This is a genomic window from Parablautia muri (assembly GCF_009917485.1).
Lineage (GTDB): Bacteria > Bacillota > Clostridia > Lachnospirales > Lachnospiraceae > Suilimivivens > Suilimivivens muri.
The window spans coordinates 1-13,946 of the sequence record NZ_QZDT01000017.1; the positions used below are offsets into that span (position 1 = coordinate 1).

General features: G+C 41.0%; 18 protein-coding genes. All 18 read right to left on the minus strand.

Going from position 1 to position 13,946, the window contains the following annotated elements; translation table 11 throughout:
• Window positions 1-696: hypothetical protein (locus D5281_RS11380; RefSeq protein WP_160560318.1), on the minus strand; the 696-nt coding region annotated here is incomplete at its 3' end.
• A 2-nt stretch (window positions 697-698) separates the two neighbouring features.
• Window positions 699-1,661 (minus strand): hypothetical protein, encoded by a 963-nt coding sequence (locus D5281_RS11385; protein ID WP_160560319.1) that lies wholly within the window; start codon window positions 1,659-1,661, stop codon window positions 699-701.
• Window positions 1,652-2,506, minus strand: coding sequence for a hypothetical protein (locus tag D5281_RS11390; RefSeq protein ID WP_160560321.1), 855 nt, complete (start codon window positions 2,504-2,506; stop codon window positions 1,652-1,654). The genes D5281_RS11385 and D5281_RS11390 overlap by 10 nt, the downstream gene beginning before the upstream one ends.
• A 3-nt stretch (window positions 2,507-2,509) precedes the next feature.
• Window positions 2,510-5,212 (minus strand): phage tail protein, encoded by a 2,703-nt coding sequence (locus D5281_RS25640; protein ID WP_277935315.1) that lies wholly within the window; start codon window positions 5,210-5,212, stop codon window positions 2,510-2,512.
• Between the two features lie 22 nt (window positions 5,213-5,234).
• The gene (locus D5281_RS11400; RefSeq protein ID WP_160560323.1) at window positions 5,235-5,594 is read right to left on the minus strand and encodes a hypothetical protein; all 360 of its coding nucleotides are present in this window, start codon (window positions 5,592-5,594) and stop codon (window positions 5,235-5,237) included.
• Window positions 5,546-6,073, minus strand: coding sequence for a hypothetical protein (locus tag D5281_RS11405; RefSeq protein WP_160560324.1), 528 nt, complete (start codon window positions 6,071-6,073; stop codon window positions 5,546-5,548). The genes D5281_RS11400 and D5281_RS11405 overlap by 49 nt, the downstream gene beginning before the upstream one ends.
• A 36-nt stretch (window positions 6,074-6,109) precedes the next feature.
• Window positions 6,110-6,739 carry a hypothetical protein gene (locus D5281_RS11410; RefSeq protein WP_160560326.1) on the minus strand — a complete coding sequence of 210 codons (630 nt, stop codon included), beginning with the start codon at window positions 6,737-6,739 and terminating at the stop codon, window positions 6,110-6,112.
• 12 nt (window positions 6,740-6,751) lie between these two features.
• On the minus strand, window positions 6,752-7,144 hold the full coding sequence (locus D5281_RS11415) for a hypothetical protein (protein WP_160560328.1): 393 nt from the start codon (window positions 7,142-7,144) through the stop codon (window positions 6,752-6,754).
• Window positions 7,144-7,554, minus strand: a complete 411-nt coding sequence (locus D5281_RS11420; protein WP_160560330.1) for an HK97 gp10 family phage protein — start codon at window positions 7,552-7,554, stop codon at window positions 7,144-7,146. The genes D5281_RS11415 and D5281_RS11420 overlap by 1 nt, the downstream gene beginning before the upstream one ends.
• Before the next feature lie 2 nt (window positions 7,555-7,556).
• On the minus strand, window positions 7,557-7,925 hold the full coding sequence (locus D5281_RS11425; RefSeq protein ID WP_160560331.1) for a head-tail adaptor protein: 369 nt from the start codon (window positions 7,923-7,925) through the stop codon (window positions 7,557-7,559).
• Between the two features lies 1 nt (window position 7,926).
• Window positions 7,927-8,454 (minus strand): hypothetical protein, encoded by a 528-nt coding sequence (locus tag D5281_RS11430; RefSeq protein ID WP_160560333.1) that lies wholly within the window; start codon window positions 8,452-8,454, stop codon window positions 7,927-7,929.
• 15 nt (window positions 8,455-8,469) lie between these two features.
• On the minus strand, window positions 8,470-8,730 hold the full coding sequence (locus tag D5281_RS11435; RefSeq protein WP_160560335.1) for a hypothetical protein: 261 nt from the start codon (window positions 8,728-8,730) through the stop codon (window positions 8,470-8,472).
• Window positions 8,731-8,747: 17 nt separating this feature from the next.
• Window positions 8,748-9,770, minus strand: coding sequence for a major capsid protein (locus D5281_RS11440; RefSeq protein WP_160560337.1), 1,023 nt, complete (start codon window positions 9,768-9,770; stop codon window positions 8,748-8,750).
• Window positions 9,771-9,791: 21 nt separating this feature from the next.
• Window positions 9,792-10,406 carry a phage scaffolding protein gene (locus tag D5281_RS11445; protein ID WP_160560338.1) on the minus strand — a complete coding sequence of 205 codons (615 nt, stop codon included), beginning with the start codon at window positions 10,404-10,406 and terminating at the stop codon, window positions 9,792-9,794.
• Between the two features lie 179 nt (window positions 10,407-10,585).
• A complete protein-coding gene (locus D5281_RS11450; RefSeq protein ID WP_160560339.1) occupies window positions 10,586-10,765 on the minus strand; it encodes a hypothetical protein in 180 nt (59 codons plus the stop codon).
• Window positions 10,762-12,264 carry a phage head morphogenesis protein gene (locus tag D5281_RS11455; RefSeq protein ID WP_160560340.1) on the minus strand — a complete coding sequence of 501 codons (1,503 nt, stop codon included), beginning with the start codon at window positions 12,262-12,264 and terminating at the stop codon, window positions 10,762-10,764. Before D5281_RS11455 ends, D5281_RS11450 begins: the two co-directional genes overlap by 4 nt.
• Window positions 12,257-12,508, minus strand: a complete 252-nt coding sequence (locus tag D5281_RS11460) for a hypothetical protein (RefSeq protein ID WP_160560341.1) — start codon at window positions 12,506-12,508, stop codon at window positions 12,257-12,259. The genes D5281_RS11455 and D5281_RS11460 overlap by 8 nt, the downstream gene beginning before the upstream one ends.
• An 11-nt stretch (window positions 12,509-12,519) precedes the next feature.
• A complete protein-coding gene (locus D5281_RS11465) occupies window positions 12,520-13,941 on the minus strand; it encodes a phage portal protein (RefSeq protein WP_330584983.1) in 1,422 nt (473 codons plus the stop codon).
• Window positions 13,942-13,946: the final 5 nt, after the last annotated feature.

Consider the following 13,946-nt stretch of genomic DNA (forward strand, 5'->3'; position numbering starts at 1 on the left):
TAAATTGCCATTTATCTTATTAAATTCCTCTCCAACTGTTTTAGCATCAGCTCCGTACTCTCCATACTTCTCAATCAAAAGCATATCATCTATATTACTTACAAGAGGCTTCTGACCATCCGCAATCTGCTGCATAGCCTCTGCTACCAGCGCATCAAATTTCGCTGTAATATTATTAATAACTTGATTCTTCAATGTCTCCCATGTGGGGACGGTACTAAATACCTTTTCAAGCGGCTGGATATTTAAACCAATAAAAGGTACTTTATATAATACAGTATCATTTTCCAGATCATGTTCATTGATTATATCCCCTGTGATATGGTCCGGTGCTGCCGGTTCGCCCTCAACAGGCGTTCCCTTTATAACAACCAGATTTGCTTTTTCTATATCGGTTGCAGGATCCTTGCTATAGCGGATCACAATTAGGTCAACCCTGCTGTAACCCTGAAGACCATTATCAAAATTCAGATCCACATATGTATTTTCTTTCATCCGGATGTGCCTGCCCTGCATCAATGCATCTCCATCAAGCACCCTTACCTTATTATTTGAAATAATTGACGCCGCGAATTGTTTCCCGCGCTCTAATATAAACTCTCCCGTTCCCATAATCGCCGCGTTAAAAGAGCCCTGATCATCAGATGTTATATGCTCCTCTCCTGCATAGCCTGTAACTAAATGTAAATTCGCCATGATTATTCTCCTACCTTATGAGATATTACTACCACATTATCCCTAATGGTCACTATTTTCTTTGCAATCGGTCTTGCCACAAAAATCCCCGTAGTATTTTCCCTTGCACCGACAATATCCCCGATATCGTAACTTCTTGTACTGTCAAAGTTGACCTGCAATTCGTCAGAATTCCATGCTTCTTTAAGAGCTTTAATACCCCCATTTTCAAGTTCTTCGTCTGATTCTGCGTTGACGTTTTCATAGACATCTGTCACCTCATCCATTCCAAATTGAGACTGGACATGCGAAATATTGCCTGCCGTATCGGCATACAGATGGATAACCTGCCTTTCTGCCAGTTCTCCCTTTCCCAAACAAATCATATGGTTAGTATGCCTGTAATTCTTCTTAACATCAAAGTCAATCTGCGAAGAATCAAATTCATCATCCCGCGAATAATCAACCAAAGGTGCCGCTGACAGAATAACAAAGCCCTCCTGAAAGTCGATCTTCAACTTTCCATTTACTGTTTCAAGCATGTTTCGGATGCCAAGATAGCCTTTTACATACCGGTTCATTTTATAATTATTAACTGTAAGCCCCGAACTCTCGGAGTTTGCTCTAAATAAATCCGACAATCCCATTCTGGTTAGCAATAACCCTAAAATCTGGTTAGCCTCGCCATTACATACGAGGTAATCTTCTCCTGGATCCGGCTCAATTACCTTTGATTCTAAAATCCCATGCCAGGTCCGGCCGCCATATATTAATTGACTTGAGGCTGTCGCCACCCTGATATTATCCACAATCCCCCCATATTCAGTATCTTCAATGTATAAAATATAACCTTCTCTGCATACGTGGTTATTCGTGTTAACGGTTAATTCAAAATTGTTTTCATCCACACCAAACGCAAGATCAAAAGTAAAATTCTTCATCACACCAATATCTTCTTTTTGATCTGTCGCATAAATCAAATCCATTTTGGCTCACTTCTTTCATCCAGTAAAATTACATCAAATCCAAAAGTATTATCCCAAGTAACGGTGTTGTCCCCTGGAGGAACTTTTTGAAAAACATATGAATTTCTGTTTCTGTAGTTAAAGCAATTTTCAATTGCCCCTCCCTGCTTTGACAATCTGATGGTTTTTGCCAGACTGTCAATTGTAAGATATTCTTCTTCTCCGACAGCACAGTTTACCTGATAGCAGTGCCCTGCAATATAAATTGTAGGATTGATAACAGCCCCATAGATAATCAGCCTAAAATTAGTCCCGACAAAACCGGTATTATTCAAGGTTTTTCCCTTCATTCCGGACATATAATCATATGGGAAATCAACATTATAATCTAAATTTCTCTTACTTCCCACAGGAGTTTGACCAGCTCCATCCGCAATAACTGCACCGTTTGCCCTGAAAGAAGTTTTTCCTTCTTTTACCCAGTGGGGATAATCCGTTGCAATTGTCAATGTCGTCTCTAAGTATCCTTTATTGACTAAATACTTGCTTTTCTTACTGCCTGTTACATAGCATCTTAGATAATAATCATCAATAATAATTTTCCCATGCTGCAATGCAAGGACATCTTTGTCAGCATATTCCAGCAGCCTGTTTTTTAACAGCAGTCCTTCTTCCTCTGAAGAACAGCAAATAATAATGGGGACTGACTTTGTGACAATCCCCATATTAAAGGAAGATATCTGATTGTTGTCAGATGTAAAATTCCATGAGTAATCGCGAAGATCGTTGTAGTTGACATAGATTCCATTTTTACCCCATTCCATTTTTTCATTAATGTGATTTATAAATGTAATTTGTTCCAACATCAACTACACCTCTTTTACTAATCTTGCAAACTCGCGTTTATTCATTTGAAATTGCATGCCCAGCAGCGCATTAACCAGCTTTTCAGCAAGCCCGTCATCCAAAGTATATATAGCCTCAAGAATCAGGTTCAAAACTGCAATTAATTCAGCATTCTGCCCAGCAACCGCTTCACCGACATATTGTTTTAGCGTTTCTATTGGTGCAATAGCTTCTTTTCCTGCTTCGCCGCCAGCCATCACCTTACCGTTTGCCGGATTAATCCCGAAGGCCGTAGGCTCAAGCATTACAGCGCCTTTTTTATACCACTCAATTTCAAACGAAGGCACCGAGGGTGGATCTAAGCTAAAGCTCCCATCTATCTTAAAATGTGGAAGTTTTATTTTTGGTAACTCCCAACTAAAGTTAAACAGGTCTCTCAATTTTTGTACCGCATTTGCTACAACCTGTTTTGCTGCCTCCATCTTACTGTTAATCTCATCCTTAATGGATGTAAAAATAGAAACCACGCTATCTTTCGCCGCGGTCAGTTTGCTTACAATAGACGTACGCACATTTTCAAACGCGTTAGTTACAATGGACCAAATCGTTGAACCGATTGACGAAATAAAATTTTTGACCGCATTTAAAATACTCGTAACTGACTGCTGTGCTGCAGTCAGTTTATTAACAATGGCCATTCTGCTATTTTCGAACGCATTGGTTATAATAGACCAAATCGCTGAACCCACAACGGAAATAAAACTTTGTATCAGCAAAAAAACATTTTGAATAAATGCCAAGCCGGCACTAAGGATTGATTGGATTGCCTTCCACATTCCCGACCAATCGCCCCTAAAAAGTGCCGTAAAAAACTGCACTATGCCGCCTATAATATTAAAAGCAGATTGAAAAGCAGCCTTAATCTGCCCCATATTATCAAAAACCCATGTTGTGATCAATTCAATTGCCGGAAGTAAGATCCCCTGGACAACAGAAGCATAAAACCACTCAACAATAGATGCTATCAGATTAAAAATTGTACTAAAAAGTTCTCCGATTTTTGTAAGCTTGTCTTGATTTTCTGTAAATAATTCGCTTAGCATCTCAATAAATGCCCCAATCGTTGGCAGAATCATTTCAGAATAAAAATCAGAAATAAGGCCTGACATTTCAGACCAAACAGCAGAGATCCGCGTTATTGCTGGTTGGATTGCCGTTAAAATTGTTGTAGAGATAGATAAAAACCCGTCTATCAGTAACGAAATCACCGGTAAAACTACGTTTTCAATCGTAAAAATAAGATTTTCAAATCTCTGCATCAAATTCAGGATATATGTTTCAGCCAGAGGCTGTAAAACACTCTGCACTGCTGAAAACATTTCGCGCAAGGAACCTAATTTTCCAGCGAACAGTTCAACCGTCTCCCCATTTAAACGCTGGGTAAATGTCAATATCCTCTGTCCGGCATGTAAAATTTCCTCGCCAAATCCTTCACTGAAAAGCCCTTGGAGTGATTGTAAGGCACCGCTTCCCGAAAGCATCCCTGCAACACTTGTAAAGATCTCACTGATGCTCGAAAAAAGCACCGGAATAAGTACCTTTAAAATAGCCGGAATTGCCGTTATGAGTTCGCCAACCAAAGCGGAAACTCCGCTTATCAATGCAGGTAAAAGCTGGCCGACTATATCAGGAAGATACCGTGCCAGAGATTGAGCCAGCTGAGACAAACCCAAAACAAGCCTTGGCAGTAATGCGGCTATCCGTGGGACAAGGTTGTCCGCCACCGTTACAACGGAATCCACCAAATTTCCAAGCAGGGCATTAAAATCCTGGTCAGGGTCGGCCATTCCTGTTAAGAAGTTAGTCCAAGCCGCCTTCATCATCCCAATAGAGCCTTGAATTGTGGTCGCCGCTTCTTTTGCAGTTGTTCCCGTAATACCCATGTTGTCCTGAATAACATGGATCGCCTCTACGATATCAGCAAAATTTTCTATAGAATAATCTGTTATAATGCCCTGCTGCTTGTTTAGCTCATTTGCATCTGCAAGCAACCTTTGCATTTCTTCTTTCGTGCCGCCATAGCCAAGCTTCAGATTATCCAGCATGGTGTAATTCTGCTTTGCAAAGCCCTGATAAGCATTCTGTATGGATTCCATTGCAGAGCCCATTTTATTTGCGTTATCTGACATGTCAATGATTGCTTTGTCTGCAACACCAGCTGCTTTTACTGTGTCACCGTCTAAACTGTTGATCAATGCAGCGGAAAAACTTGTGACGGTATCCATATAGTCATTAGCGGAGAGGCCTGCCGTTTTAAAGGCCTCCCGTGCATGGCCGACAACAGTATCCTGCGCTGTCATCAGGCTCTTATACTCATCCTGCACATCACCAACAGATTTACCGACACTTGCGGCATATTCTTCTATAGACTGGCCACCTGCCCCAAACAGGGTTTCTACACCGCCTACCAGCTGTTCATAATCCGCGTAGCATTGCACAGCCTGCGTTGACATTGCAACCAGTGCTCCGCCTGCAACAACTGATACAGATGCTATGATCCCAGCTGCCACCTTCGCAATAGACGATAGACCTTTTGCTATCTTTCCACCGACTGAAGAAAGTTTGCTTTGTGATTTTTCTGCTTTATTAACTGTTTCATCTATGCTTTCATTTGCCGAACTGTTATCAATGGAAACTTTTCCTATCAAGCGAAACAGTTCTGTCAATTTATACACACTCCTTTCTTACTTAGTAAGGGACAAATCCATTCAAGATAGCATTGGATCTTTCTATAATCTCATTTCTCTTCGCTTCATCCGTAGCATCATTTTTCTTGCTTTCCCCTTCACTTTTAACAAGTATGTCTTTCTTAAATTCGTTAAAAGGCTTGTCAAAAACTTTATGCAGGTAAAATTCCCAAAGCATCTGATCATTTCTATCCTCTGCTTCTTTGTTCAGCAAGAATTGGATATATTCGCTAAACTGTTTATTTTCAATCAGGGTGTCTAACAAAGAAAAAGGACTTGCATACCTTTTATGTAGCAAGTCCATAAATTCATTTAACCTAACCGTTTGATGTACTCTGAAGCAACCTTGAAAAAATCCCAAAATTCTTCCTTTGTAACGAAATCAAGAAGCATTTTCATGAATACATCAAGGTCAAGTCCCTTAATTTCTTCAATGCTCATACCACTAACCCTGGAAAGCAAAGTATATATATCATTTTCACAAGAGGGAATATGTTCCATGATTTTATTTACAAGCTTAAGCGCTACACCAATACCAACAATGATTTCTTTCCCTTTAGCGTTTTTTTCCCCATTTGCAGTAGCTTCTTTTTCTACATCAGATTCCTCACCTGTAATATTTTTTTCTTTCTTGGTCACACCATCAATAATTTTTTTGATTGTGTCGCCCTCAAAGACCTCTGTCAGCTCATCAATCCCAATCTTGGTAATAAGCTTAATCATGGGAAACAGATCTGTACTGTTCAGTTTCCTGAATGTATATGGTTTTACTCTTTCTTCAATCTGCTGTACTTCCTTCTCTGCTTCATCTTGTGCCGCAACAACATTTATATTTTCCATGTGTAATTTTCCATCCTTTTATTAAAATTATTTTATTTAGACCTGCGCCCCTGGGTCTGTAACATCAGTGTTCGCGTCTCTGTTTGCCGGATAATAAATATAAACTGGAAGCCTGTCAAATATTTCGCCCTCATTGTCGGCATACGGTTTAAACGTCACCGGAATAACCGTTGCCTCTTTATTGGCACCGGATAATTCGAGGCCGGATGTACAAAGAGCATTTTCCATAATAATAATGATTGGTGTATCATCCGCAAGAAAACCTACAAAAGCGATATTGTCAATGTAGTCTTCATCCGCAATAACAGATTTAGTAGCCAGCTTCGTAAAGCCTGCTGCCTCGCTTGTTACTTCTTCGCCAATCATAGCCAGTTTTAAAGACTCGGGGGAAACTTCTACAAGATTAATATCAAGCTGCGCTGTTTCGCCTTGTTTCTGCGTTAATCCTTTAGTATCAACGGTCGCACCGTCCACATCAACCACCGTAATATTGGGTGTAAGTGTAAACTTATTACCTCCGCTTGTAGCACCAAAAACTGTACCGTTCCAAACACTTTTCTCCTCGTTCCAAACAAGATTTTTATAAATAGTACCGGCACCAAGCATTAAGGATTTTGGTGTTTTTTCTGTAATACCGGATTTTTTTAGTCCTTTAATTAGGCCCACATCTTCACTCTTTTAACCTTTCCATGTTTTAATTGATAAATTAACTTGTACCTTTTCAAGCTGTTCATCCCCTGATTCCACGGGCTGGCAGCCCAAAAAATAAACCGCTATAGCTTGATTTTTAACTAAAGCGGTTAATCCATCTACAGAAGGAAAATGTTTTTCAATTTTTTCAGCTTCTTCCAGTAGTTCAAACAGCGTACCGTCCGTTGTCTCACTTTCTCTGTTAAATCCATCTAAAACAAGCGTAAATTCCTTTTTACCGTCTTCCGTAGTTGGGTCTGCTGGAAGGAGCTCACCTACAAAGTAGGGATAAGTCCTTTTTCTTTTTTTGTTTTTCATGAAATGATAATCTATACCTGCTTTTTTCATTTCAGAAGCTATCAATTTTAATACCTGTTTCATTATGAACCACCAAAAATTTCTTGTGCACGTTGAATCAGACTACCTTTTAATGATGTAAATGCCTTAAAAAGTGGTCTTTTCGGATGTTTACCATGTGTAAAATGTCCTTTGCCTTGTGCATCCTTATAAAACCAGCCTCCCTTTCGCCCATTACCATTCAGGGCATATTCACCGGTTCCAAATTCTTCCCAGATAGCATTTTCATAATTGGATCCAACAAAACCCTCAAGATTGTTTTCGTCAACATTATGCTGATAGGATCCTTTTGTTTTTCCTGTCACCACCTTGGAGTTTCTTTTTGTTCGTGCTTCCAATTCACCACACGCTTCATATAGCCAGGCTACCCCTTTATCATTTAGCGCTTTCTTCACTTTAACCGAATTATTTATAAACTGTACATTTGCACCCATAATCAGCACCCGCCAACATATTTTAAATAAATTTCCAAGTGTTCATGTCTATTCATTGGATCATCATATATAGTTACTTCATAAATGCTGCCTTCGACTATCATCCGGCTATTTTCCGGGGTGATTTTATTTACTTTATCCGGTTTTTCTTCCTCGCTGTACTGCAACGGGAAATAATCACAAAGGAAAATATGCGTGGATTCCTGAACCTTAGCATTAAAATTTGCGCTGTTAGAATCCCCTGCAGACAAATCCAGCCAGCCTTTGAAAGATTGTACATTTTTCCACTCTGGCACATCTTCTCCAATACTATTCTGCTGTATCGTGTCCTGCACCTGGATTATAGCCGAGCAATTTCCGCCAATTTTCATATCAAAACCTTGGTTTTATGTAGGGTTTTAAAAAGCCAAGCAGGGACACCGGATACCCCATCACCTGGTTACTTGAATCTTGATCATAGTATGTCACAGAATGCCTTGAGAGCGTTTCCGACTTGATTCCCACCTTCTGGCGGCTTCCCTTTTCCCACAGCATTAAATCAATTACACCTTTTTGCACATCTGCCGGATAGATTATTTTCGTAACTCTGTTAGACGGAGCATCAAACAATTCCTTGTTAACGGTTATACTGTCGGCATCTATCCCTGTAATTACATACAGTCCATCATTTACCTTTGATTGGGATATCTGCACCGTATCCCCCACCTTGAAAAAAGGCGAACGGCCAAGCAAAAGCCCTTGGCTGGCAGGGGCCTCAATCCTCATTGCACGGTTCTGGAAATTATTGTTGGTGTAACTTCTTATTAAGCTCTCAACAGCTTCCAGCTTCATGGAAAGAGCATTTTCATCCATGCCCTCAAATTCATCCATCGAAAGCAGAGTTTCCGCTTTTACGACCATCAGAGACCTCCTTTCTTACCGCTGCTCTGTTACCGTGTAGCCGCTGTGTTCCTTAAACCACGCCGCCATCCTTTCAGATTCAATGACAGCCTGACCATTTGCAAACTGTACACCACCGGCGCCAATGCCGCAATAGTCCGGGTTATTTGAAACCTTGACCAACCATGATTTTGCCTTTGCCTCCGTTCCTGATGCCTCAATTGTACCTTCCAGCTTTTCTTTTTGAATTTCTTCCTGCTTCATTTCTTGTTCCGTTTCTGGTTTTTTAGCTGACATATTTAATCATCCTTTCCTTAAGCAATTTTAATATTTCTAAGAACGCCTGCATGTTCAGTATTTTTTAACACTGTGGCTGCAATCATTTCAACTTCCGCATTCTTCATGACCCCGGGCTTATTAAAATCAGGAAGATACTTGTCAATAACAGCGCCGCCACTGAGACTGATGCCGTGGAATCCGTCATTTACGTCAAATTTGACCGCATAAATGTCTGTTAACCCGCTCGTTTCCGCTTCGCCTACTGTACGCTTGATATTTTTCTTCACAACCGCATTGGCTACAGCGCTGGCACCCGTCCCCTCCCCTGAAACAGTATAATGGTTATGCAGGTCCATAAACTGGACGCCGTCAATACTGGTGATTTTTCTCCCAAACGCTGTTTCAGATTCGGTTTTGTATCCAAGCAGCCTTGCTACGGTCTGGATTTTAGCAATGGATTCCGTATTTAGGAGAAGGGCATCCGCATCTGTCGTCCTGATCAACAGATTCAACGCCTCATAAAATTCATCCGCATTCTTTTTCAATGCATCAATATTAGATAAATCAATCACTTTGTCCGTGCCTAGCTCCGTACTGGTTCCTGCAACCATGGAGTCCAGCCCTTCAAATTCCGGTTTTTCCGTTGCTGCCGTAGCCACCGCATCACCATTGATCAGGGTATAATGAAACAAGGAAATGACCGCCTTGATATGTTCTTCAATCTGGTATGCCAGGTTGTCAAACCTGCCTGCCACTTTGTTTAAAACCCTGTCAAGCTGTACCTCGCCGCCCATGATTGCCAGACTGGACTCAAATTCCTTTTTGGTTGCCGCTGATGCCGTATAAGGGGCGTTTAACTTCCTGAACTGGGCCGTTGCAGGCAGCACTTTACGCATATATTTGTATTTCATGGTTGAGCCGCCGCCTGATGCGGAAACACAATCGTCAAACTGCAGCTTCTGCAGGATTGCGGACTCCCTGAGAAAAATATCCACAATCTGGTCAAATACCTTATCCGCCATCCCCTTTTTCAATTCCTCCAATGTCATAACTGCCATGATTTTCACCTTATCCTTTCTTTACTCTGCATTTTCTTCATACTGCTGTTTTAATGCCTCTGCCAAATTTTTAGGGTCCCCCTGGTCGTGCCCCTGGCTGTCCATGCCGGGCAGTCTGTTTTCAATTATCCTATTATTTTTTTCATTTTCAAACTGGCTGGGGAACTGTGTCTTCAGCGCCGCCAGCTTATCATCCATACCCTTAACTTTTCCGGATTCGTCAAGGGCAAGCTCTCCTTTTTCTTTCAGCTTAAAGGTGATATAGTCCACGTCTTTGCATTTTGATTCTAAAAGCGCAATCTTCACCGCAGCGTCAAGCTTTTCCTGCGCCAGCTGTTTCTGCAGAGTTTCAATTGTTGCTTCGTACTCTCCTATTTTGCCCTGCAGGGCCTCATCACCGCTAGTTCCCTTTTTCAATTCATTGATCAGCCCTTGTGATGTTTTCAGCTGTTCGGCCAGGTTCCCTTTATCTGCCTCTAAAGCAGAATACTCCTCTTTTGATACATATTCGCCCTTCCCAAGGTCTGCCAGCTTTATCTGTTTTTCTTTGTTCTCAGGCTTTTGGTTGTAGGTGCCTATCGCCTCCATAAGCTGTTTATACAATTCTTCTCCTAAAATCTCTTTTAACCAGTCCATGCCTTTTCCTTTCCATTACACAGTTTTATTTCCGTATAGTTTATATGCCATCACGGTTATTCGGGCAATAAAAAAATACACCCTTTCGGATGTATACTTACACTTTAGCCCATAGATGGGCGTACCACCTACCTTTCACATAAAAAGGACTGACTGAATTATTATTTTCAATCAATCCCTCATTCTTCATCAACCAATCTTACTTCCCGGTGCATGTCCTTTGGTGCGTATGCTTTAGGAAAAATCTTATCAGAATGCGCCCGGATTTCATCATCAATTCTCATTCCCCTAAAAGCGCCTCTATTTTTATCAAAATCCTGATAGGATTTCAGGCTTAAAAAAAGTTCCTTCTGTGTCATTTTAACGATTCCTCTATCAATGCAAAAATATCGTAGTTCTTTTTCTTTACTCTTTCGGCATTCTCGAAATACTGTTCAACTGCAACCGATACAAATTCTTTCATGCAGTTGATATCAATCGTCCCATCATCTAATACTGCTTCAAACGGATCTGTAACATAAAGCCTTCCCTGATAATTATTTAGAAATTTATCGGACTTCAATATATAAATCTCTGACTTAGATCCAGATGAATCTATTGCGGTTACTGCGACAATATCATCTACAGACAATCCCTCCACACACATGCTTTTCACAACATCAACCTTGGCACTGTCAAAAACCTTGTTTTCTATTGCATGCCCTATCTCGTGGACCGCTTCTCTTTTTGAAGCATTCATGCCAATAAATATCGTATCTGACACAGGATCATATGCACTTCCTTTAGAGCCCACACTTACAATTGTATTTGACAGAGATTCTTTTACTTTCTGCGGCATTTCCGTCATCGCTTCTAAAAAAGCAACTCTTTCTTTTACTGCATAATCTCCATCTGTATAGTTCACTATACGATAATCCAGAGAGTTGCTTAAGGCATTCACTGTTTGCTTAAATTCATTATAAGTCTTTGCCTTTACCCTGACAAGCTCATTTTTATCACCGTCCCATTTTGTGTAATATTCTTCCTCCGATAACGCCCATCTTGCACGCTGCAAAAGGCAGCACCGGCAGTTACAATCTTCAGATGGATCCCCAAAGGCTCCTGGATACATACCTTTCTTTCCTGCCACCTCAAAAGGTTCTTCCAATTCCCTTACCTGCCCGTCAAGCTCACGGTGGTGCGGCCTTGTAAGGCCGTCTAACGTAGAATCCCATTGTTTCACAACATCTGCGCCTTTGGATTTTGCCTTTTGCTGACACTGGAAAGCAGCCTCCTGCTGTACCCTGTGCCCTTCTGTCCTTGCAATCGTGATTGCGCGGTTGTATGCTTTATTAAATGGGCTATTCATGCCCTTTGCTATATGTACGGCTATCTGGTTCCAGCTTTCTCCCCTTACCGCACCTCTTGACAGCTCGGCTCTGATTGACTTTTTCAAATATGTAACATCTTCTCCAAGCTTATTGTACAGCCCTTTTGAAATCTTAGAATCTACCTGCAGGGCCTTGACCACTTCATCCTGATTGATTGGAAATATCAGCGGGATCCCCTGTCCTTGAAGGTCATACAGCGTGCCGAAAAAGCCATCTTCATAGCTCAATGCCAGATAATCGGCAATTGTAGTAAAGGTATTGGTATCTAAAGTATCTAAAATACTGTCAATCTGCTTTTTAAGCGCCTCCTGGTACTGCTTCTGGTATACAATGCTCTGTAAGTTTTCCATATCAGTTCTCGTGGAAAGCTCTCTGATCTTTGCTTCGCAGTCCTTCCTTGCCTGTGTATAGACCTGTTTCAGAAGCCTGATAACCTTTTCTTCGCTGTCTGCCTGTATTTTCTGTACCTCAAGCTGTCTTTTATTCATTATCCTGCACCGCCTCAAGCATTTCTTTAGACACTAACAGGGTTTTCACTTCTATTACAGGCAATTGTTTTGGTTCTATATGTATATTAATATCATATTGTATATTCATGTCATCAAAATTTATAATTTTACCTGCAAGCCTTTTGATTGTGTCACAGCATGCCTGAATTTCCCTGACTCTTTCTTCTGCTTTGGTTTTTCTGACTTCTTCACCAACCGGCTGCTCTCTTTTTCTTTTTATCATTGCTTTCACCTCTATTCCGGAGTTATATTTTCCAGCATTTCCTGAACGGTTTGGGTTTCTCCTTCCCCTGCTGCCAGTTTATCTTTGATTTCTTCAAAATCAATGTCCAGAACAGAGCAGACTTCCCGGATAATGGTCTCATCATCAATGATATTATTCACTTTCAGCAGGTTATCAAGCATCTGCCCTTCTTTTTGCGCATCTGTCAGTTCAATCTCCGCATTATCCTTGGCATTGGTAATCACTTCCCGCACAAAATTAAAATACACATCCTTCATCCGGTAATCAGTGCCTTCATTCCTGTTGATTTCGTCCAGTACTATTTTAATAATTTTCCTAAGGAACCCTTTCAGCCTGATTTCCAGCTTGTTGCATTTTAAGTCAAGCAGCGCATACCTGCTTCTGATAACCACATTGGTGATATTCCCATCTCCAAGCTGTGCGGAATTGAATCCCATACCAAAGCGGTAAATATTCTTTTCGTCTAATTCCAGTTTCGCCTTCCGGGCTTCATATGGGATATCCACCGTCTTTATATCCAATCCTCCGTCCGGTGAAACTGCTATATGTTTCTTAGCCTTGATATTCTGCATCATTTCATCCAGATTCGCCCCTTGGAAACCGGACACGACATAAATTGCGTCTGTAAAATCCTGTAAGTTATTTGAAAGGCTGCATGCCATCAGGTCATAATCGTCTATCAGATCTTTTATCGGTTTTAATCCACTGAACTGCTTTGCATTATTGTCAATCCTGAAAAATGGAATAAAGCCGAAACAGGAGCCGAAGCCCTCGCCTTTTTCGTTTGATGAAACAATATGAGGCCTGGGGTTTAATTCCGCGTCTTCGTCTTCAACTATTTTCCCATCATTTACCTGGATATAATAATAGGTCTCCTTCGCATCCCATACCTGGATGCGCTTAACAGTCTTCTCCCCCTTCTCAATCCGGTCAATGTGCCAGTATATCACGTGTTCCGTCTTGTCATCTGTATCTTTGGCCCTGACCTCAACCACGCCGATTGAATCCGCCTGCTGGAAACCGATCCTGTTTTCACTTGTCTGATACGCATACATATAATCAAACCCCTTTGCGATACAGCCGGTAAGGGTTTCATACATTTCTGACCAGAATCCATCATCAAAATACAGGTTTAGCTTCTCCTGCAGCTCCTGAATATCTGATTTAATAAAATCACCGCCGCCGGAAAGCATATACTGTACTTCCTGGTCAACAAGTTCCGTAAAGAAGGGATGCGAAATTTTTATATTGCTCCTTATGGTATCTTCTTTGACCTTCCCGTCCGCATCTATATAAAATATCCGCGAACCCATTATTTTGTGCTCGCCTTCATAATATTTCATTCCCTGCGCTGCCCGTTTCTTCTTCCTGGATTTTGCGTCTTCATCTATAAAATATTTTATTTCTTCCACTGTAA

Excerpts from the sequence above, each read along its gene's own strand:
- D5281_RS11390 (WP_160560321.1), bottom strand. The coding sequence starts at position 2,506 with ATGTTGGAACAAATTACATTTATAAATCACATTAATGAAAAAATGGAA.
- D5281_RS11450 (WP_160560339.1), bottom strand. The coding sequence starts at position 10,765 with ATGACACAGAAGGAACTTTTTTTAAGCCTGAAATCCTATCAGGATTTT.
- D5281_RS11405 (WP_160560324.1), bottom strand. The coding sequence starts at position 6,073 with ATGGAAAATATAAATGTTGTTGCGGCACAAGATGAAGCAGAGAAGGAA.
- D5281_RS11455 (WP_160560340.1), bottom strand. The coding sequence starts at position 12,264 with ATGAATAAAAGACAGCTTGAGGTACAGAAAATACAGGCAGACAGCGAA.
- D5281_RS11385 (WP_160560319.1), bottom strand. The coding sequence starts at position 1,661 with ATGGATTTGATTTATGCGACAGATCAAAAAGAAGATATTGGTGTGATG.
- D5281_RS11435 (WP_160560335.1), bottom strand. The coding sequence starts at position 8,730 with ATGTCAGCTAAAAAACCAGAAACGGAACAAGAAATGAAGCAGGAAGAA.
- D5281_RS11425 (WP_160560331.1), bottom strand. The coding sequence starts at position 7,925 with ATGAAAATTGGCGGAAATTGCTCGGCTATAATCCAGGTGCAGGACACG.
- D5281_RS11445 (WP_160560338.1), bottom strand. The coding sequence starts at position 10,406 with ATGGACTGGTTAAAAGAGATTTTAGGAGAAGAATTGTATAAACAGCTT.
- D5281_RS11430 (WP_160560333.1), bottom strand. The coding sequence starts at position 8,454 with ATGGTCGTAAAAGCGGAAACTCTGCTTTCGATGGATGAATTTGAGGGC.
- D5281_RS11415 (WP_160560328.1), bottom strand. The coding sequence starts at position 7,144 with ATGAAACAGGTATTAAAATTGATAGCTTCTGAAATGAAAAAAGCAGGT.
- D5281_RS11420 (WP_160560330.1), bottom strand. The coding sequence starts at position 7,554 with ATGGGTGCAAATGTACAGTTTATAAATAATTCGGTTAAAGTGAAGAAA.
- D5281_RS11460 (WP_160560341.1), bottom strand. The coding sequence starts at position 12,508 with ATGATAAAAAGAAAAAGAGAGCAGCCGGTTGGTGAAGAAGTCAGAAAA.
- D5281_RS11440 (WP_160560337.1), bottom strand. The coding sequence starts at position 9,770 with ATGGCAGTTATGACATTGGAGGAATTGAAAAAGGGGATGGCGGATAAG.